We start from the raw sequence: 18,730 nt of genomic DNA, 5'->3' as shown, positions 1-18,730 counted from the left end.
AGCACGCATTCTCTTTTGTGACAAAGGCTTATGAGGTGTTTTTATGAGCGAAGCGAAGCATCACCGCCTGATCATTCTGGGTTCCGGCCCCGCCGGTTACAGCGCAGCCGTGTATGCCGCCCGCGCCAACCTCAGACCCGTTGTCATTACCGGCATACAGGCAGGTGGCCAGCTCACCACCACCGTCGAAGTCGATAACTGGCCCGGCGATGTCGAAGGCCTCACCGGCCCTGCCCTGATGGAGCGCATGCAAAAACACGCCGAACGCTTTGACACAGAGATCGTCTACGACCACATCCACACGGCCAAGTTGCAACAGCGCCCGTTTGAACTCACGGGAGACAGCGGAACCTACACGTGCGATGCGCTGATTATTGCCACCGGAGCCTCCGCGCAATACCTGGGTCTGCCCTCGGAAGAAACGTTTGCCGGCAAAGGGGTTTCGGCTTGCGCGACTTGCGACGGCTTCTTCTATCGCAATCAGGTCGTCGCCGTGATCGGTGGCGGCAATACGGCGGTTGAAGAAGCGTTGTACCTGTCCAACATTGCCAGGGAAGTGCATCTGATTCACCGTCGGGACAAGTTGCGCTCGGAGAAGATCCTTCAGGACAAACTCTTCGAGAAAGCCGCCAATGGCAATATCCGCCTGCACTGGAACCAGCATCTGGATGAAGTGTTGGGCGATGCCAGTGGCGTCACCGGTGCGCGCCTGCGTGACAGCCACACCGGAGCCACCCAGGAGCTGCCGCTCGCTGGCGTGTTCATTGCCATCGGCCACAAGCCCAACACCGACCTTTTCACCGGCCAGCTGGAAATGCGTGACGGCTACCTGCTGGTCAAGGGTGGCAGCGAAGGCGACGCCACAGCGACGGCCATCGCTGGCGTATTTGCCGCCGGCGATGTGGCCGACCATGTCTATCGCCAGGCCGTCACTTCGGCCGGAGCCGGCTGCATGGCGGCACTGGACGCGGAAAAATACCTCGACGACATTCCCGTCGTTTGACGGCACACTAAGTGGCGGATCGACAATCCGCCACTGCCCTCCCCTCTCTGCAAGCCCGGACGCCATGCTGACTTGGTTACAACGCAATACCCTGACGTTCCCGCCGCTGGATAAAGCCATGCGCGACCCCAACGGTCTGCTGGCCGCCGGCGGCGATCTGTCCGCCGACCGGCTGATCCGGGCGTACCGGCACGGTTGCTTTCCCTGGTTCTCGGAAGGACAGCCGATTCTCTGGTGGTCGCCGGACCCGCGCACCGTGCTTTTTCCCGACGAACTGCACGTCTCGCGCAGTCTGAACAAATTGCTGCGCCAACAACGCTATCAGGTGACCTTCGACCAGGATTTTGCCGCCGTCATCCGTGCCTGCGCAGCACCGCGCGACTACGCCGATGGCACCTGGATCACGCAAGCCATGCAGGACGCCTATCTGGAGCTGCACAAGCGCGGTTATGCGCATTCGGTGGAGGTCTGGGATCAGGGTGAACTGGTTGGCGGGCTGTACGGCCTGGCAATGGGTCGGTTGTTTTTCGGCGAGTCCATGTTCAGTCGCGCCGACAACGCCTCCAAGTATGGCTTTGCCACCTTGGTGCAACACCTGAAAGAATGGGGTTTCGTGCTGATCGATTGCCAGATGCCGACCGACCACCTGCATAGCCTCGGTGCGCGAGCGATTCCCCGCAGCGCGTTTGCCGGCTATCTGTCGCAGTACCTGGACCAGCCCAGCCGTGCGACCTGGGTTTGCTGAGCGACTTTCGCGCGCGTGGCTTACACTTAGAGACGCCCCTAATTAAAAGTTTATCCCGAGGGTTGATCATGACCGAGTTGGCGCGCTTGAAGTTCTATGCCACTCAGCCCCACTCTTGCAGTTATCTGCCAGAGGAGCAGGCTACAACCCTGTTCCTCGATCCTAGCCAGCCCATGGATGTGCATGTCTATGCGGACCTGTCGGAAATGGGTTTTCGTCGCAGTGGCGATCACCTCTATCGGCCGCATTGTCAAAACTGCAATGCGTGCGTGCCTGCACGCATCCCTGTAGGACAATTCACCCCCAACCGTCAGCAGAAGCGCATTTTCAAACGCAATGCCGACTTGCAGGTACGCCCGGCAAAACCAGGCTTCAGCGAAGAGTATTTCGACCTTTACCAGCGCTATATCGAACAGCGTCATGCCGATGGCGACATGTATCCGCCGAGTCGCGATCAATTTTCGACATTCCTGGTACGTGACCTGCCTTTCTCGCGCTTCTATGAATTTCGCCTCGACGGGCGGCTGCTAGCCATCGCTGTCACTGACCTTCTGCCGAACGGTCTGTCGGCGGTCTACACCTTCTATGAGCCTGCAGAAGACCGCCGAAGCCTGGGGCGTTTCGCGATCCTGTGGCAGATTGGCGAGGCCCGGCGCCTGGGGCTGGACGCAGTCTACCTGGGTTACTGGATCAAGAACTGCAAAAAAATGAGCTACAAGACGCAATATCGACCCATTGAACTGCTGATTAACCAGCGTTGGGTTGCCCTGAACTAGAGCACGGCCTAAACCCCTTGGCTTGAACCCCACTTTTCGGGCACAATGCACGCCGCTTTTGCCTGGCGCAGTTGCACCGGGCCATTCATTGGACACCGAGGGCTTTACTGCATGTCGAAAGAAGACAGCTTCGAAATGGAAGGCACTGTCGTCGACACCCTGCCCAACACCATGTTTCGTGTGGAGTTGGAAAATGGGCACGTCGTAACCGCGCATATCTCCGGCAAGATGCGCAAGAACTACATCCGTATTCTTACCGGTGACAAAGTGCGCGTCGAGCTGACGCCCTATGACTTGAGCAAAGGGCGCATCACTTACCGCGCTCGCTAATCAAGTCAATACAAAACGCCCGGCTATGCCGGGCGTTTTTGTATGTCCGAAATTTGAAGCCCACCGCAACCAATGTGGGAGCGAGCCTGCTCGCGAAAGCGTCGTGTCAGCCAGCATCTCTTTCACTGATATAACGCATTCGCGAGCAGGCTCGCTCCCACAGGGGGCAGGCGCACATCTGACAGACAGCAAAAAGGCGCCAATCGGCGCCTTTTTGCTTTGCAGCGGTTTAACGTCAGGCCATTTCGGCCGTGGTCTCGAACTCGAAGGTCAGCTCGCCGTCCTTGATGTCGATGTGCACCACACCGCCATGTTCGGCCAGTTCGCCAAAGAGAATCTCCTCTGCCAGCGGACGCTTGATCTTGTCCTGGATCAGGCGAGCCATTGGTCGAGCACCCATTGCTGCGTCGTAACCACCGGCCGCCAGCCAGCTGCGGGCCGCATCGGAAACCTCCAACAGCACACGCTTGTCTTCCAGCTGCGCCTGAAGCTCGATGAGGAACTTGTCCACCACGCTCTTGATAACCTCGTGACTGAGGCGACCAAACTGAATGATGGTGTCCAGGCGGTTGCGGAATTCCGGCGTGAAGCTTTTCTTGATCACTTCCATCGCATCGGAAGAGTGATCCTGATAGGTGAAACCGATCGAGGCACGGGCTGCGGTCTCGGCACCGGCGTTGGTCGTCATGATGACGATCACGTTACGGAAATCCGCCTTGCGCCCGTTGTTATCGGTCAACGTACCGTGATCCATGACCTGCAGCAGCAGGTTGAAGACTTCCGGATGCGCTTTCTCGATTTCATCGAGCAACAGCACGCAGTGAGGCTGCTTGGTAATGGCTTCGGTCAGCAGACCGCCCTGATCGAACCCGACGTAGCCCGGAGGCGCACCGATCAGACGCGACACGGTGTGGCGCTCCATGTACTCGGACATGTCGAAACGAACCAGCTCGACACCCAACGCCTTGGCGAGCTGACGCGCCGCTTCGGTTTTACCGACACCGGTAGGACCGGCGAACAGGAACGAACCGACAGGCTTGTCAGGCGACTTGAGTCCGGCACGGGACAGTTTGATCGCGGTCGCCAGGGAGTCGATCGCGGCATCCTGACCAAACACCGTCAATTTCAGGTCACGCTCAAGGTTACGCAGCAGTTCCTTGTCGGAACTGGTGACGTGTTTTGGCGGAATCCGCGCGATTTTCGCGACGATGTCCTCGACCTGAGCCACCTCGATGCGTTTTACGCGCTTCTCGATCGGCTGCAGGCGCTGGTAGGCACCCGCCTCGTCGATGACGTCGATGGCCTTGTCCGGCATGTGCCGGTCATTGATGTAGCGCGAGGCCAGTTCGGCAGCGGCGCGCAGGGCTTCATCACTGTATTCGATATTGTGATGGGTCTCGAAACGCCCTTTCAGGCCGCGCAGGATACCGATGGTGTCTTCCACCGAAGGCTCGGACACATCGACCTTCTGGAAGCGCCGAGCCAAGGCACGGTCCTTCTCGAAGATGCCGCGGAACTCCTGGAAGGTCGTCGAACCGATGCAACGGATATCACCCGACGACAGCAGCGGCTTGAGCAGGTTCGAAGCGTCCATGACGCCACCGGACGCTGCACCCGCACCGATGATGGTGTGGATCTCGTCGATGAACAGGATTGCCTGTGGACGTTTTTTCAGTTCATTGAGCAACGCCTTGAAGCGCTTCTCGAAATCACCGCGATATTTGGTCCCGGCCAGCAAGGCACCCAGATCGAGGGAGTAAACCACGCTGTTGGCCAGCAGGTCCGGTACCTGGTTGTCGACAATGCGCTTGGCCAGACCTTCGGCAATCGCGGTTTTACCCACGCCCGCCTCGCCTACCAGCAGTGGATTGTTTTTGCGACGACGCGCCAGGATCTGCGCAACGCGCTCGACTTCCAGCTCACGACCGACCAACGGATCGATACGACCCTGGCGCGCGAGTTCGTTGAGGTTACTGGCATAAGCATCCAGTGGGTTGCCTGAAGAAGAAGACTCACCGCCCTCGTCGTCCTGCATATCTTGCTCACCCTCAGAGTGATCGCCATGCCCTGGCACCTTGGAAATGCCATGGGCGATGTAGTTGACGACATCGATACGGGCAACGCTCTGCTGTTTCAGCAGGAACACTGCCTGACTCTCTTGCTCACTGAAGATCGCGACCAGCACGTTGGCGCCAGTCACTTCACGTTTGCCCGAGCTCTGTACATGAAACACAGCACGTTGCAGTACACGCTGGAAGCCCAGGGTTGGCTGGGTTTCGCGGTCCTCGTCATGCACGGGGATCAACGGCGTGGTGGAGTCAATGAACTCCTGCAGGTCGTGCTTGAGTTTGTCGAGGTTTGCGCCGCAGGCACGCAATACGGTGGCGGCAGCCTCATTGTCCAATAGGGCCAGCAGGAGATGCTCGACGGTCATGAATTCATGACGCTTCGAACGGGCCTCCTTGAAGGCAAGATTGAGGGTGACTTCGAGCTCGCGGTTTAACATAGCTTCACCTCATACCCAAGTGTCCGGCGATTAACCGTCCTTCTCGATTTCACAGAGTAGCGGATGCTGGCTTTCCCTGGCGTACTGGTTGACCTGCATGGCCTTGGTCTCGGCGATGTCGCGGGTAAACACTCCACATACTGCCCGCCCTTCTGTATGGACGGCCAGCATGACCTTGGTCGCCAGCTCGCGATTCAGGTTAAAAAACACCTCGAGCACTTCGACGACGAAATCCATCGGTGTGTAGTCATCATTGAACAAAACCACCTTGTACATCGGCGGCGCCTGTAGAGCAGGCTTGGCCTCCTGAACAGCAATGCCTGCGGAATCGTCGTCGTGTAAATCAGGGCGATCCTGATTGAATGTTAGTCGAATCTGGCTGATTGCATGCATGGAAAGAAAGGTTCGTCAGTTGTGCAAATACAGTGGTGGGGGCAGCTATGGCCAATTTCAACTCCGACTGCCGGGTCACCTTGACTATCAGCAAAACGGTGTTACAACCAATAGAGCCCACAGTGGGTAAAAAAGGTCCGCGGAGTCAACTTTTTTCTAAAAAGCGACTGCGGATGAACTGGATGATACTCCAGTGATGGAGTCTGTTGCAGAGGGATATGTGTATGGCAGTCGGCAAGGTCAAGTGGTTCAACAACGCCAAGGGTTACGGCTTCATCAACGAGGACGGCAAGACAGAAGATCTGTTTGCCCACTACTCGGCCATCAAAATGGATGGCTATAAAACCCTGAAGGCCGGACAGGCTGTGACCTTCAACATCATCCAGGGGCCCAAGGGGCTGCATGCGGTCGAGATCAACGACGCCCTGGCCAAAACCACCACCGCGACTGCCACCACCGCCTCCACCAGCACCCACGGCACAGCTCTGAGCTGACCGCCCCGGCCATGAAAAACGCCCGGATCAATTGAGCCGGGCGTATTTTTTTGCAACCTGGTTTCGCTTACATATGCGAGATCAGGGCATCGCCGAAGGCCGAAGACGAAAGCAGCGTGGCGCCGTCCATCAGGCGTTCGAAGTCGTAGGTCACGGTTTTGGCGGAAATCGCGCCGTTGGTGCCTTTGATGATCAGGTCAGCCGCTTCGGTCCAGCCCATGTGGCGCAACATCATTTCAGCGGACAGAATCAACGAACCCGGGTTGACCTGGTCCTTGCCGGCGTACTTCGGCGCAGTACCGTGGGTGGCTTCGAACATCGCCACGGTGTCGGACAGGTTGGCGCCTGGCGCGATACCGATACCGCCCACTTCCGCCGCCAGGGCGTCGGAGAGGTAGTCGCCGTTCAGGTTCAGGGTCGCGATGACATCGTACTCGGCCGGGCGCAGCAGGATCTGCTGGAGCATGGCATCGGCGATGGCATCCTTGACGATGACGTTCTTGCCGGTTTTAGGGTTCTTGAACTGCATCCACGGACCACCATCGAGCAGGGTCGCGCCGAACTCTTCGGCGGCCACTTCGTAGGCCCATTCCTTGAAGGCACCTTCGGTGAACTTCATGATGTTGCCTTTGTGCACGATGGTCAGCGAATCGCGGTCATTATCGACCACATATTGCAGCGCCTTGCGCGCCAGACGCTTGGTTCCCTGCAGGGAAACCGGCTTGATGCCGATACCGCAGTTTTCGTCGAAACGGATCTTGGTAACGCCCATTTCTTCTTTAAGGAATTTGATGACTTTGGTGGCCTCGGCCGAACCGGCCTTCCACTCGATACCGGCATAGATGTCTTCGGAGTTCTCGCGGAAGATCGTCATGTCGACGTCGCCAGGCTTCTTGACCGGGCTCGGCACGCCTTCGAACCAGCGCACCGGACGCAGGCAGACATAGAGATCGAGTTGTTGACGCAGCGCCACGTTCAGCGAACGAATGCCACCACCGACCGGGGTAGTCAGCGGACCCTTGATGGAAACCACGTAGTCCTTGACCGCGTCCAGGGTTTCCTGGGGCAGCCAGGTGTCCTGGTCGTAAACCTGAGTCGCTTTTTCCCCGGCGTACACTTCCATCCAGGAAATCTTGCGCTCGCCACCGTAAGCCTTCTTCACGGCAGCATCGACAACCTTGATCATGACGGGGCTGATATCAACCCCAATGCCGTCGCCTTCGATGAAGGGAATGATCGGGTTATTAGGAACATTGAGAGAATGGTCTGCATTGACGGTGATTTTGTCGCCGACGGCTGGAACCTGAATCTTCTTGTAACCCATGCTGAACTCCATTGATTGGATTGAACATCTGGCTTCATTCGAGCGTAACCCAGTTAAATCTGCGCGCAAACCCTATGTTCCATCCACGTGCCGCAAAGCTGCACAACTGGCGGCCTACAAGTCTGAAAGCAAAGGGAAAAGCGCCAAACTACAGCACGACGAATGACTCTACGCCCGACGCGCCCCTGCGACCTTTAGACCAATGGACGACAATCGTCGCGTATGAACCATCAACAGATTGCCAGCTACCTATGTATAATGCTGCCCGCTGACCACAGAGTCACGACGACTGAACTGCTCCATGATGAGCCTTTCCGCCGCATAAGCCGGTCTGTTACCGCAGCCCGCTTGCTTGTCGCTCTACTGATGCACCCAACATCACAGCAACGAAACCTCGATATTCGGCTCATGGATGACTTTGAACGAACGCGCTTACCCGGCGCCCTCGAGTTTCTGCGCACGCTTTAGCAAAGAAGAGAGAGTTAATCCGAATATGCCCACCCGCTCGAAGATCATCTATACCTTCACCGACGAAGCTCCCGCCCTCGCCACCTATTCACTGTTGCCTATCGTAGAGGCCTTCACCGCCTCGGCTGATATCGCCGTTGAAACCCGCGATATCTCTCTTGCAGGGCGTATCCTGGCCAGCTTCCCCGAGCAATTGGGCGACAAAGCCGTAGCCGACCACCTCGCCGAACTGGGCGCCCTGGCGATTACGCCTGAAGCGAACATCATCAAGCTGCCGAACATCAGCGCCTCGGTTCCGCAACTGCAGGCCGCGATCAAAGAGCTGCAGGCCCAGGGCTACGCACTGCCGGACTACCCGGAAACCGTGACCACCGAAGCCGACAAAGAAGCCAAGGCCCGTTACGACAAGATCAAGGGCAGCGCCGTGAACCCGGTCCTGCGCGAAGGCAACTCCGACCGTCGCGCTCCGCTGTCAGTCAAGAACTATGCGCGCAAGCACCCGCACAAAATGGGTGTCTGGGCTGCTGACTCCAAATCCCATGTCGCGCACATGACCACCGGCGATTTCTACGGCAGCGAAAAAGCTGCCCTGATCGACGCCGCTGGCGCTGTGAAAATCGAACTGATCGCTCAAGACGGCACCACCACCGTCCTGAAAGAAAAAACCACCGTGCAAGCCGGTGAGATCATCGATTGCGCGGTCATGAGCAAAAACGCTCTGCGCAGCTTCATCGCTGCCGAGATCGAAGACGCCAAAGCCAAAGGCGTGCTGCTGTCGGTTCACCTGAAAGCGACCATGATGAAGGTTTCCGACCCGATCATGTTCGGCCAGATCGTTGCCGAGTTCTATAAAGACGCACTGGCCAAGCACGCTGACGTGCTGGCGCAGATCGGCTTTAACCTGAACAACGGCATCGGCGACCTGTACGCTCGCATCAAGGCCCTGCCCGCCGAGCAACAAGCCCATATCGAAGCAGACATTCAAGCGGTCTACGCTGTTCGCCCATCGCTGGCGATGGTCAACTCCGACAAAGGCATCACCAACCTGCACGTGCCGAGCGACGTCATCGTCGACGCCTCGATGCCAGCCATGATCCGTGACTCCGGCAAAATGTGGGGCACCGACGGCCAGCTGCACGACACCAAGGCCGTGATTCCGGATCGCTGCTACGCCACCATCTACCAGGCAGTGATCGAAGACTGCAAGGCCAATGGCGCTTTCGATCCAACCACCATGGGCAGCGTGCCGAACGTTGGCCTGATGGCGCAAAAAGCCGAAGAGTACGGTTCCCACGACAAGACTTTCCAGATCAAGACCAACGGTGTTGTCCGTGTGACCGACACCAAAGGCACCCTGCTGCTGGAACAACCGGTTGAAGCCGGCGATATCTTCCGCATGTGCCAGGCCAAAGACGCGCCGATCCAGGACTGGGTCAAACTGGCCGTCAACCGTGCCCGCGCAAGCAACACACCAGCGATCTTCTGGCTGGACCCGATGCGCGCTCACGACGGCGTAGTGATCGAGAAAGTTCAGGCTTACCTGAAGGATCACGACACAACCGGTCTGGACATCCAGATCATGGCGCCAGTCGACGCGATGAAGTACACCCTCAAGCGCACCCGCGAAGGCAAGGACACCATCTCGGTGACCGGCAACGTTTTGCGCGACTACCTGACCGACCTGTTCCCGATCATGGAACTGGGCACCAGCGCCAAGATGCTGTCGATCGTTCCGCTGATGAAGGGCGGCGGCCTGTTCGAAACCGGCGCTGGCGGTTCCGCACCGAAGCACGTTCAACAGCTGCTGGAAGAAAACTTCTTGCGCTGGGACTCGCTGGGTGAATTCCTGGCACTGGCTGCGTCCCTGGAACACCTGGGCGCGACCTACAACAATCCCAAGGCGCTGGTTCTGGCCAAGACCCTGGACCAGGCCACCGGCCAGTTCCTGGACAACAACAAGTCGCCATCGCGCAAAGTCGGCAACATCGACAACCGCGGCAGCCACTTCTACCTGGCGCTGTACTGGGCTCAAGCCCTGGCTGCCCAGACCGAAGACAAGGCCCTGCAAGCGCAGTTCGCGACCCTGGCCAAAACCCTGACCGAGAACGAAGCAACCATCGTTGCCGAGCTCAATGCCGTTCAGGGCAAACCAGTGGACATCGGCGGTTACTACCACGCCAATGCCGATCTGATCAGCAAGGCCATGCGTCCGAGCGCCACGTTCAACGCGGCGATTGCTGCGCTGGTTTAAGGCTGCAAGGAACATCACAAACCCCGGCCCCGTGCCGGGGTTTGTGTTTTTGGGATTTATGATCGACTCAAAACCCTGTGGGAGCTGGCCTGCCAGCTCCCACAGGGATAGTGTTTCAACTTTTGAAAATTGAGGGCATTTCATGGACTGGCAACCCCACATCACCGTCGCCACCATCGTAGAAGACAACGGCCGCTTCCTGATGGTCGAGGAACTCAAGCACGGACGCGTGGTGCTCAACCAGCCCGCCGGCCACCTCGACCCGAACGAAACCCTGACCGAGGCCGCCGTGCGCGAAACCCTCGAGGAAACCGGCTGGGACGTCGAGCCGACCGGTGTGCTGGGCATTTATCTCTATACCGCACCCAGCAACGGCGTGACCTACCAACGGGTCTGCTTCATCGCCAAGCCGCTCAAACACCACCCGGACTACCAGCTGGACGACGGTATCGTCGGCGCCAAGTGGTTGACCCGCGACGAATTAATCGAGCAGAGGGACAGCTGGCGCAGCGAGCTGATTATCCGCTGTATCGACGACTATCTGGACGGCAAACACTTCGGTCTCGAATTGATCCGCCCTTCTCTTTAGCCTTGCGGGCTCCAGCCTGTTAGAATCGCGTCCTTTTTCAAGACACTCATTGAATCCCTATGCGTGATCCAGCCCCTTCTGACACACAAAAGAAGCGCGTCATTGTCGGCATGTCCGGCGGCGTGGACTCTTCCGTTTCCGCCCTCCTGCTGATCGAGCAGGGTTATGAGGTGGAAGGCCTGTTCATGAAGAACTGGGAAGAAGACGATGGAACGGAATACTGCACCGCCATGGATGACCTGGCGGATGCCCAGGCTGTGTGCGACAAGATCGGAATCAAGCTGCACACCGCCAACTTCGCCGCCGAGTACTGGGACAACGTCTTCGAGCACTTCCTGGCCGAATACAAGGCCGGCCGCACGCCGAACCCGGACATCCTGTGCAACCGCGAAATCAAGTTCAAGGCGTTCCTCGACTACGCCATGATGCTGGGCGCCGACCTGATCGCCACCGGCCACTACGTGCGCCGCCGTGACATCGACGGTCGTACCGAATTGCTCAAGGGCCTGGACGCGAACAAGGACCAGAGCTACTTCCTGCACGCCGTCGGCGGCGAACAGATCGCCAAGACCCTGTTCCCGGTCGGCGAGCTGGAAAAGCCGGAAGTACGCGCGATTGCCGAGAAATACGAACTGGCAACCGCGAAGAAAAAAGACTCCACCGGGATCTGCTTTATCGGCGAACGTCGCTTCAGCGACTTCCTCAAGCAGTACCTGCCGGCACAACCGGGCGAGATCAAGACCACCGAAGGTGAAGTCATCGGCCGCCACCACGGCCTGATGTATCACACCATCGGCCAGCGCCAGGGCCTGGGCATCGGCGGCTTGAAAGACGCCAGCGACGAGCCGTGGTACGTGCTGATCAAGGACCTGGAACATAACGAACTGATCGTCGGCCAGGGCAATGACCACCCATGGTTGTTCTCCCGCGCCCTGCTCGCTTCGGACATCTACTGGGTCAATCCGATCGACCTGAGCGAGCCGCGCAGACTGACCGCCAAGGTCCGCTATCGCCAGAGCGACCAGCGCTGCACCCTGGAAAAAACCGCCACCGGTTACCGCGCCACGTTTGACGACCCGCAACGCGCGGTCACTCCGGGCCAGTCCGTGGTGTTCTATGACGGTGAAATCTGCCTGGGTGGCGGAGTGATCGAAGTGGCGGAACCCTGGACCAGCAAGAGCACCGGCAAAGGGCAGCCCCAATGAGCCCGACCCAGGAGCAACTGACGGCACTGGGCGGCGTGTTTCTCGCCGCCGTGCTGGTCGATAAAATTGCCAAGACCGGCCAGACCAACGAGGCCGGCCTGACCTGCATGCTGGGTAGCCTGCTGATCCGCGACCCCAAGGACACCCTGGAAGTCTACGGCGGCGACGATATCAATCTGCGCGAAGGCTATCGCGCCTTGATCGGCGCCCTGGAACGCGATCCGAGCGCCCTGCAGCGCGAACCGCTGCGCTACGCGCTCGCCATGCTCGGCCTTGAGCGCCAACTGGCCAAGCGCAGCGACATGCTGGACATCATCGGCAAACGCCTGCCCCAGATTCAGTCCCAGGTCGAACACTTCGGCCCGGCCCATGAAAACGTGATCGCCGCGTGTGGCGCGCTGTACCAGGACACCCTGAGCACCTTGCGCCAACGCATCCAGGTCCACGGCGACATGCGCAACCTGCAGCAACCGAGCAACGCGTCGAAAATTCGCGCGCTATTGCTGGCCGGCATTCGCTCGGCACGCCTGTGGCGGCAGCTGGGCGGCCATCGCTGGCAGTTGGTGATCAGCCGACGCAAATTGCTGAAAGAGCTTTATCCGTTGATGCGCGCCAGCTGAGGCGTATCCGCAACACCCCTTTGTAGTCAGTAACGCGTAATACGCTGGTCAGTTGGCAACGGACCGGCGGATTTTTTCATGTATGATACGCGCCCCATTTCGTTGCCCGACTGTCCGAGAACACCCCATGCAGCTCTCTTCGCTCACTGCGGTTTCCCCTGTTGACGGCCGCTACGCCGGCAAAACCCAGGCCCTGCGCCCAATTTTCAGCGAGTACGGCCTGATCCGTGCCCGCGTTCTGGTTGAAGTACGCTGGCTCCAGCGTCTGGCCGCTCACCCTGCCATCAGCGAAGTGCCGGCGTTCTCCGCCGAAGCCAACGCGGTGCTGAACACCCTGGCGGAAAACTTCTCTCTGGAGCACGCCGAGCGTGTCAAAGAGATCGAACGCACCACCAACCACGACGTAAAAGCCATCGAATACCTGCTCAAAGAGCAAGCGGCCAAGCTGCCGGAACTGGCCAAGGTCAGCGAGTTCATCCACTTTGCCTGCACCAGCGAGGACATCAACAACCTGTCCCACGCCCTGATGCTGCGCGAAGGCCGCGATGACGTGATGCTGCCGCTGATGCGCCAGACCGCCAACGCCATCCGCGAACTGGCCATCCGTTTCGCTGACGTGCCAATGCTGTCGCGCACCCACGGTCAACCGGCTTCGCCGACCACCCTGGGCAAAGAGCTGGCGAACGTGGTTTACCGTCTGGAGCGTCAAATCGCTCAAGTCGCTGCCGTTCCGCTGCTCGGCAAGATCAACGGCGCCGTCGGCAACTACAACGCACACCTGTCGGCCTACCCTGAGATCGACTGGGAAGCCAACGCCCGCGCCTTCATCGAAGACGAGCTGGGCCTGGGCTTCAACCCGTACACCACGCAAATCGAGCCGCACGACTACATCGCCGAGCTGTTCGATGCGATCGCCCGCTTCAACACCATCCTGATCGACTTCGACCGCGACATCTGGGGTTACATCTCCCTGGGCTACTTCAAGCAGCGCACCATCGCTGGCGAAATCGGTTCGTCGACCATGCCGCACAAGGTCAACCCGATCGACTTCGAAAACTCCGAAGGCAACCTGGGTATCGCCAACGCACTGTTCCAGCACCTGGCGAGCAAACTGCCAATCTCCCGCTGGCAGCGCGACCTGACCGACTCCACCGTTCTGCGTAACCTCGGTGTCGGCTTCGCCCACAGCGTGATCGCGTACGAAGCAAGCCTCAAAGGCATCAGCAAGCTGGAGCTCAACGAGCAGAAAATCGCCGCCGACCTGGACGCGTGCTGGGAAGTCCTGGCCGAGCCCATCCAGACCGTGATGCGTCGCTACAACATCGAAAACCCGTACGAGAAGCTGAAAGAATTGACCCGCGGCAAGGGCATCAGCCCTGAAGCGTTGCAGACTTTCATCGACGGCCTGGACATGCCAGCCGCCGCCAAGGCCGAACTGAAATTGCTCACCCCGGCAAACTACATCGGTAACGCTGCAGAGCAAGCTAAACGCATCTGATCGACCGCTTGACCCTTTTAAGACGCCCGGCCGCGCCGGGCGTTTTTATTCCCGTATGAAAAGTGCATTTTTTCAATAGGTTACACATGAATCCTGACATTCCTCTTCAACTTTTGGGCGGCATCACGGCACGGGAGTTCCTGCGCGACTACTGGCAGAAAAAGCCACTGTTGATCCGTCAGGCCATCCCAGACTTCGAAAGCCCGCTCGATGCCGACGAATTGGCCGGCCTGGCGCTGGAAGAAGAAGTCGAATCGCGCCTGATCATCGAGCACGGCGAGCGCCCTTGGGAACTGCGCCGCGGCCCGTTTGCCGAGGACGAATTCAGCAAGCTGCCGGAACGCGAGTGGACCCTACTGGTACAAGCCGTGGACCAGTTCGTTCCGGAAGTCGGCGAACTGCTGGAGCACTTCCGCTTCCTGCCGAGCTGGCGCATCGACGACGTAATGATCAGCTACGCGGCACCAGGTGGCAGCGTCGGCCCGCATTTCGACAACTACGACGTGTTCCTGCTGCAAGGCCACGGCAAGCGCAACTGGAAGATCGGCCAGATGTGCGACTCCGAAAGCCCGCTGCTGCAGCACGCGGACTTGCGCATCCTCGCCGAATTCGAAGCGACCGATGAATGGGTCCTGGAACCGGGTGACATGCTCTACCTGCCACCACGCCTGGCCCACTGCGGCGTCGCGGTCGATGACTGCCTGACTTACTCCGTCGGCTTCCGCGCACCGAGCGCCGCTGAAGTGCTGACCCACTTCACTGACTTCCTCAGCCAGTTCCTGCCTGACGAAGAGCGCTACACCGACGCCGACGCCCTGCCAGCGGTCGATCCGCACCAGATCCAGCACGACGCCCTCGACCGTCTGAAAGGCCTGCTGGCCGAACACATGAGCGATGAGCGCCTGCTGCTGACCTGGTTCGGCCAGTTCATGACCGAGCCACGCTATCCGGAATTGGTCGTTGGCCCGGAAGACGTCGAAGAGGAAGACGTCCTCAGCGCGCTCGAACAGGGCGCCGTACTGATCCGCAACCCAAGCGCACGCCTGGCCTGGTCGGAAGTCGATGATGACTTGCTGCTGTTCGCCAGCGGCCAGAGCCGTTATCTGCCGGGCAAACTGCGCGAGCTGCTGAAGATGATCTGCGCAGCCGATGCGTTGCACAGCGACAACCTTGGTCAGTGGCTGAGCGATGAAGATGGCCGCAGCCTGCTGTGCGAGCTGGTCAAGCAAGGTAGCCTGGGGTTTGCCGATGAATAAGATTCACGTACGTGTCGCAGACTGGCAGAAGGACAACGCCGAGATCCGGCGCATTCGTGAGACGGTGTTCGTCGCCGAGCAATGCGTTCCACCTGAACTTGAGTGGGATGCCGACGACGCGACTGCCGTGCACTTCCTGGCGTTCGAAGGCGACTTTCCAATCGGTACCGCCCGCCTGCTGCCTGACGGTCATGTTGGCCGGGTGTCGGTACTCAAGGATTGGCGCGGCCTGAAAGTTGGCGATGCGTTGATGCAAGCGGTCATCGGCGAAGCCGAAAAGCGCGGGCTAAAACAACAGATGCTCAGCGCCCAGGTCCAAGCCACGGCGTTCTATGAGCGCCTGGGCTTCAGCATGGTCAGTGAGGAGTTTCTGGAAGCAGGGATTCCGCATGTCGACATGGTTCGCCATTCGGCTTGATACCTGTGGTGAGGGGGCTTGCTCCCTCACCACAAAAGCAACACGCAAACACCACAAAACGCCTCGCCATTTTCGGATGCCGGGGCGTTTTGCTGTCTACGATTCAACTTGCCCCATTGCGGGCCGACAAAGTGGCACTATCAAGCCTTTGATTGCGGAGATAACGGATATGTCCCTACGCACCCTGCTCACCACGCTGTTGGTGACCTGCAGTTTTTCGGTCATGGCAGCCACCGAAATCGTGCCATTGAACTACCACACCAGCGCCGATATGTTGCCGGTCGCACAGGATTTCATCGGCAAGGATGGCCAGGTTAGCGCTTACGGAAATCAGCTTATAGTCAACGCTGATCAGCGCAAAATCGACGAACTTAAAGCCCTTCTTTCCCAGCTCGACACGGCGCCAAAACGCCTGCTGATCACTGTCGATACCAGTGACAACAACACCCAGGGCGACCAGGGATATTCAGTGAACGGCGCCAAGCCCAACCAGACCCGCATCATCAGTTACAACACCGCCAGCCGTAATGGCGGCATTCAGCAAGTCCAGACCAGCGAAGGCACGCCAGCACTGATCCAGGTCGGCCAGAGCGTACCGCTCACCAGCAGCCAGACCGACTCCTACGGCGACCTGCGCAGCCAGACCGAATACCGCAACGTCACTCAGGGGTTCTATGTCACCGCCAGCGTCACCGGTGACATCGTTCACCTGTCGATCAGCACCAACCATGACCGCATGAGTCAGGAACGTCCCGATGTAGTGAACGTACAAAGTACCGACACAACGGTCACCGGACACTTGGGCGAATGGATCCTGCTGGCTGGCGTAAACGGCCAGACACAGGCCGACAAACAAGGCCTTACCCGCAGCTACTCGACTCAAGGCCGGGATGACATGACGCTACGGGTGAAAGTCGATACCTTGGACTAAGTCACCGAAAACTGACTGGCAAGTCGTATTAGACCAAAGATGTAGTGCTTAAAAAAAAGCACTACAAAGTGTTTGACGGGCTAAAAAACCGAAGGCATGATGGCCTCGCTCCCGCTAATCAGAGGCCCCGGCAAGGGCCTTCGAGTCGCCGCTTGCAACTTACCCCACGCAAGCCGATTCGTGTCTGTACCGCCCACAAGGTGTGTTTGACGAGGTTGTCGACTGGAACGAAGTTGTCCCGAGGGACGGAAGCGTAATTAGGTAACCCGGCACCACACTGATGTTCGCACCAAGGCCCACGACGCCCGAATGCGCCCGCAGTTCGCCCGTACCTGCTCACTTCCCCTCGAGCCCATCGTTCATCCCGTCGCCTCCCCCGCCGAACCCGACTTGACCGCTTAAGCTTCTGGTCAGCGAGCAGCCTCTTACGCCAATTTCAGGATGCGTACGTGGCAGGAGCAGGAATTTTCCACCCCAAGACCTATGCGACGAGGTTTATCTCCATGGCACTGACACGCGAACAGCAAATTGCAGCCCTCGAAAAAGACTGGGCTGAAAACCCGCGCTGGAAAGGCGTGACACGCACTTACTCCGCTGCTGACGTCGTCCGCCTGCGTGGCTCGGTTCAACCTGAGCACACTTTTGCAAAAATGGGCGCCGAAAAGCTGTGGAACCTGGTTACCCAAGGTGCCAAGCCAGCCTTCCGTCCTGAGAAAGATTTCGTCAACTGCATGGGCGCCCTGACCGGCGGCCAGGCTGTGCAACAAGTCAAGGCCGGCATCCAGGCGATCTACCTGTCAGGCTGGCAAGTAGCTGCGGACAACAACTCCGCCGAATCGATGTACCCGGACCAGTCGCTGTACCCGGTGGATTCGGTTCCAACCGTGGTCAAGCGCATCAACAACTCGTTCCGTCGTGCTGACCAGATCCAGTGGAAAGCCGGCAAGAACCCAGGCGACGAAGGCTACATCGACTACTTCGCGCCAATCGTGGCTGACGCTGAAGCCGGTTTCGGCGGCGTACTGAACGCTTACGAACTGATGAAGAGCATGATCGAAGCGGGCGCCGCCGGTGTTCACTTCGAAGACCAACTGGCCTCCGTCAAGAAGTGCGGCCACATGGGCGGCAAGGTACTGGTTCCAACCCAGGAAGCCGTACAGAAGCTGACCGCTGCTCGTCTGGCTGCTGACGTTGCCGGTACTCCGACCATCATCCTGGCTCGTACCGACGCTAACGCTGCTGACCTGCTGACTTCCGATTGCGATCCGTACGACCAGCCATTCGTCACTGGCGAACGTACCCAGGAAGGCTTCTACAAAGTGCGCGCCGGTCTCGACCAGGCTATCGCTCGCGGCCTGGCCTACGCGCCGTACGCCGACCTGATCTGGTGCGAAACCGCCAAGCCTGATCTGGAAGAAGCTCGTCGCTTCGCCGAAGCGATCAAGAAGGAATACCCGGACCAACTGCTGTCGTACAACTGCTCGCCTTCCTTCAACTGGAAGAAAAACCTGGACGACGCGACCATCGCCAAGTTCCAGCGCGAACTGTCCGCCATGGGCTACAAGCACCAATTCATCACCCTGGCCGGCATTCACAACATGTGGCACAGCATGTTCAACCTGGCGCACGACTACGCCCGCAACGACATGACCGCCTACGTGAAACTGCAGGAGCAGGAATTCGCCGACGCCGCCAAGGGTTACACCTTCGTGGCTCACCAGCAGGAAGTGGGCACCGGCTACTTCGACGACATGACCACCGTGATCCAGGGTGGCTCGTCGTCGGTAACCGCACTGACCGGTTCGACCGAAGAAGAACAGTTCCACTGATCTGCTTCACCTGAAATACCAGCCGCTGCGGACGGGATAGAAAGCTAACCGCAGCGCTGCACATCTGACGCCCCGACTGGTTCGGGGCGTTTTT

General features: G+C 58.9%; 17 protein-coding genes. 14 read left to right on the top strand and 3 right to left on the bottom strand.

Annotated elements, in window-relative coordinates; genetic code table 11:
• Window positions 1-43 precede the first annotated feature (43 nt).
• The 4 genes from trxB to infA all read left to right on the top strand — a co-directional run bounded on the left by trxB (window position 44) and on the right by infA (window position 2,854).
• Window positions 44-1,003 (top strand): thioredoxin-disulfide reductase, encoded by a 960-nt coding sequence (gene trxB, locus BLV61_RS26410; RefSeq protein WP_090468426.1) that lies wholly within the window; start codon window positions 44-46, stop codon window positions 1,001-1,003.
• A 64-nt stretch (window positions 1,004-1,067) separates the two neighbouring features.
• Window positions 1,068-1,748: a leucyl/phenylalanyl-tRNA--protein transferase gene (aat, locus tag BLV61_RS26405; RefSeq protein ID WP_090468424.1), complete on the top strand. Its 681-nt coding sequence runs from the start codon at window positions 1,068-1,070 to the stop codon at window positions 1,746-1,748.
• Window positions 1,749-1,816: 68 nt separating this feature from the next.
• Window positions 1,817-2,524, top strand: coding sequence for an arginyltransferase (locus tag BLV61_RS26400; RefSeq protein ID WP_047527699.1), 708 nt, complete (start codon window positions 1,817-1,819; stop codon window positions 2,522-2,524).
• Window positions 2,525-2,635: 111 nt separating this feature from the next.
• The gene (infA, locus tag BLV61_RS26395) at window positions 2,636-2,854 is read left to right on the top strand and encodes a translation initiation factor IF-1 (RefSeq protein ID WP_002553999.1); all 219 of its coding nucleotides are present in this window, start codon (window positions 2,636-2,638) and stop codon (window positions 2,852-2,854) included.
• 235 nt (window positions 2,855-3,089) lie between these two features.
• Here the strand turns inward: infA and clpA are convergent, their stop codons facing one another.
• Both clpA and clpS read right to left on the bottom strand, forming a co-directional pair.
• The gene (gene clpA, locus BLV61_RS26390; RefSeq protein ID WP_047527693.1) at window positions 3,090-5,360 is read right to left on the bottom strand and encodes an ATP-dependent Clp protease ATP-binding subunit ClpA; all 2,271 of its coding nucleotides are present in this window, start codon (window positions 5,358-5,360) and stop codon (window positions 3,090-3,092) included.
• Window positions 5,361-5,390: 30 nt separating this feature from the next.
• Window positions 5,391-5,753, bottom strand: a complete 363-nt coding sequence (gene clpS / locus BLV61_RS26385; protein WP_015094394.1) for an ATP-dependent Clp protease adapter ClpS — start codon at window positions 5,751-5,753, stop codon at window positions 5,391-5,393.
• A 224-nt stretch (window positions 5,754-5,977) separates the two neighbouring features.
• Between clpS and cspD the strand changes: the two genes are divergently transcribed.
• Window positions 5,978-6,247 (top strand): cold shock domain-containing protein CspD, encoded by a 270-nt coding sequence (gene cspD, locus BLV61_RS31890; protein ID WP_047527689.1) that lies wholly within the window; start codon window positions 5,978-5,980, stop codon window positions 6,245-6,247.
• A gap of 67 nt (window positions 6,248-6,314) precedes the next feature.
• On the opposite strand, the gene icd is transcribed toward cspD, so the two are convergent.
• The gene (gene icd / locus BLV61_RS26375; RefSeq protein WP_047527687.1) at window positions 6,315-7,571 is read right to left on the bottom strand and encodes an NADP-dependent isocitrate dehydrogenase; all 1,257 of its coding nucleotides are present in this window, start codon (window positions 7,569-7,571) and stop codon (window positions 6,315-6,317) included.
• Between the two features lie 493 nt (window positions 7,572-8,064).
• Here icd and BLV61_RS26370 point away from each other — a divergent pair, with 493 nt between their 5' ends.
• The 9 genes from BLV61_RS26370 to aceA all read left to right on the top strand — a co-directional run bounded on the left by BLV61_RS26370 (window position 8,065) and on the right by aceA (window position 18,636).
• Window positions 8,065-10,290, top strand: coding sequence for an NADP-dependent isocitrate dehydrogenase (locus BLV61_RS26370; RefSeq protein ID WP_090468422.1), 2,226 nt, complete (start codon window positions 8,065-8,067; stop codon window positions 10,288-10,290).
• A 142-nt stretch (window positions 10,291-10,432) separates the two neighbouring features.
• Window positions 10,433-10,879: an NUDIX hydrolase gene (locus BLV61_RS26365; RefSeq protein WP_090468419.1), complete on the top strand. Its 447-nt coding sequence runs from the start codon at window positions 10,433-10,435 to the stop codon at window positions 10,877-10,879.
• A 59-nt stretch (window positions 10,880-10,938) separates the two neighbouring features.
• Window positions 10,939-12,084, top strand: a complete 1,146-nt coding sequence (gene mnmA / locus BLV61_RS26360; RefSeq protein ID WP_090468417.1) for a tRNA 2-thiouridine(34) synthase MnmA — start codon at window positions 10,939-10,941, stop codon at window positions 12,082-12,084.
• Complete coding sequence (gene hflD, locus BLV61_RS26355; protein WP_090468415.1) at window positions 12,081-12,704, top strand: high frequency lysogenization protein HflD; 624 nt, start codon at window positions 12,081-12,083, stop codon at window positions 12,702-12,704. Before mnmA ends, hflD begins: the two co-directional genes overlap by 4 nt.
• Before the next feature lie 127 nt (window positions 12,705-12,831).
• A complete protein-coding gene (gene purB / locus BLV61_RS26350) occupies window positions 12,832-14,202 on the top strand; it encodes an adenylosuccinate lyase (protein ID WP_047527676.1) in 1,371 nt (456 codons plus the stop codon).
• Window positions 14,203-14,288: 86 nt separating this feature from the next.
• Window positions 14,289-15,458 carry a ribosomal protein uL16 3-hydroxylase gene (locus BLV61_RS26345; protein WP_047527674.1) on the top strand — a complete coding sequence of 390 codons (1,170 nt, stop codon included), beginning with the start codon at window positions 14,289-14,291 and terminating at the stop codon, window positions 15,456-15,458.
• Complete coding sequence (locus tag BLV61_RS26340; RefSeq protein WP_047527672.1) at window positions 15,451-15,876, top strand: GNAT family N-acetyltransferase; 426 nt, start codon at window positions 15,451-15,453, stop codon at window positions 15,874-15,876. The genes BLV61_RS26345 and BLV61_RS26340 overlap by 8 nt, the downstream gene beginning before the upstream one ends.
• Before the next feature lie 169 nt (window positions 15,877-16,045).
• Entirely contained in the window at window positions 16,046-16,807 is a 762-nt protein-coding gene (locus tag BLV61_RS26335; protein ID WP_047527670.1) for a secretin N-terminal domain-containing protein, read from the top strand.
• Window positions 16,808-17,310: 503 nt separating this feature from the next.
• A complete protein-coding gene (gene aceA / locus BLV61_RS26330) occupies window positions 17,311-18,636 on the top strand; it encodes an isocitrate lyase (protein ID WP_020799541.1) in 1,326 nt (441 codons plus the stop codon).
• Window positions 18,637-18,730: the final 94 nt, after the last annotated feature.

This window comes from Pseudomonas mohnii (assembly GCF_900105115.1).
GTDB lineage: Bacteria > Pseudomonadota > Gammaproteobacteria > Pseudomonadales > Pseudomonadaceae > Aquipseudomonas > Aquipseudomonas mohnii.
Note: the sequence above shows the minus strand (reverse complement) of the source record. Positions and strands in the feature narration are given on the sequence as shown.